We start from the raw sequence: 1,650 nt of genomic DNA on the forward strand, positions 1-1,650 counted from the left end.
GCAGGCAGGGAGAGGAACCTGGCCCGAAGATGACGACCATATCTATGCAAGGTTGACTAGTGCAAGACGCAGCAATAATCCGGCCATTGCTGAGCAGGCAAAGGCACTTAGGCCATTGGTTAATTTGTGCTCGGTGCAGCACCTGGTGTCACAAGTGCAGGCAGGGAGAGGAACCTGGCCCGAAGATGACAACTATATCTATGCAAGGTTGCTTAGTGCAGACATCAGCAATGATCCAGCCATTACTGACCAGGCAAAGGCACTTAGGCCATTGGTAAATTTGTACTCGGTGCAGCATCTGGTATTACAAGTGCAGGTAGGGAGAGAAGCCTGGCCTGAAGATGACAACTATATTTATGCAAGGTTGTTTAGTCTAGAAAGACGCAATGATCCAGCCATTACTGAGCAGTTAAAGTCACTTAGGGCATTGGTTGATTTGTACTCGGTGCAGCAACTGGTGTCACGAGTGAAGGCAGGAAGAGAAACCTGGCCTGAAGTTGACGACCATATCTATGGAAGGTTGTTGGGTGCAAAACGCAGCAATGATCCTGCCATTACTGAACAGGCAGAGGCACTTAGGCCATTGGTTAATTTGTACTCTTTGCAGCATCTGGTGTCACAAATGCAGGCAGGGAGAGGAACCTGGCCTGAAAGTGACAACCATATTTATGCAAGGTTGAGGAGTGCAAAACATAGCAATGATCCGGCCATTGCTGGGCAGGCAAAGGCACTTAGGCGATTGATTAATTTTTACTCTGTGCAGCATCTGGTGTCACAAATGCTGGATGGGAGAGGAACCTGGCCTGAAGATGACAGCCATATCTATGCAAGGTTGAGTAGTGCAGAACGAAGCAATGATCCGGCCATTGTTGAGCAGGCACAGGCACTTAGGCCATCGGTTAATTTGTACTCTGTGCAGCATCTGGTGACACAAGTGCTGGCAAGGAGAGCAACATGGCCTGAAGATGACAGCCATATCTATGTAAGGTTGAGGAGTGCAGAACGAAGCAATGATCCGGCCATTGTTGAGCAGGCAAAGGCACTTGGGCCATTGGTTCATTTGTACTCTGTGCAAAATCCGGTCTCACAAGTGCAGGCAGGGAGAGGAACCCGGCCCTAAGATGGGAACTATATCTGTGCAAGATTGAGTAGTGCAAAACATAGCAATCATCCGGTCATTGCTGAGCAGGCAAAGGCACTTGGGTCGTTGGTTGATAAATATACTAGTAAGTCGCGAGCCAAATGATGGCTTTGTCACCCGGGGTTTCACATCAACAATTCTCTGCTCAATATTCGTCATTACAACCCGAATCAGACGATTGAGGTGAACCACGTCGGGTCCGGGTAATCACCTTGCTCTAGCTCCGTGATCGTCACTGACTTCATCGCTTTTCTCAAACCGGGTTTTACGACAGTCATCAGGTATAAAACATCGGCGTCTCAGTGGCATGCCAGCACGTTTGCCATGGATGAAGGAATCTATGAATCACCATGTTTTGGTTCTGTGCGCATTATCCTCTCGTCTACCATCACTGCTCCTATCCGTAGAAAACAGAGGATAGAACCATTAAAAGTCTACTCTTGCAGGTATTGGCCTTTGTGCCTTTCGTCTGCCCGGTTGAGCCGCAGACTTACCGTTTTATCGTCGAG

At 48.5% G+C, this 1,650-nt stretch carries 2 protein-coding genes; both read left to right on the forward strand.

Going from position 1 to position 1,650, the window contains the following annotated elements; genetic code table 11:
• Nucleotides 1-1,120, forward strand: a 1,120-nt coding sequence (locus KDK18_RS07500; RefSeq protein ID WP_257254272.1) for a hypothetical protein, incomplete at its 5' end; no start/stop codon positions are given.
• A 246-nt stretch (nt 1,121-1,366) separates the two neighbouring features.
• Nucleotides 1,367-1,650 (forward strand): hypothetical protein (locus KDK18_RS07505; protein ID WP_257254273.1); only part of this gene is annotated, 284 nt, incomplete at its 3' end.

This window comes from Endozoicomonas sp. SESOKO3, from assembly GCF_024606255.1.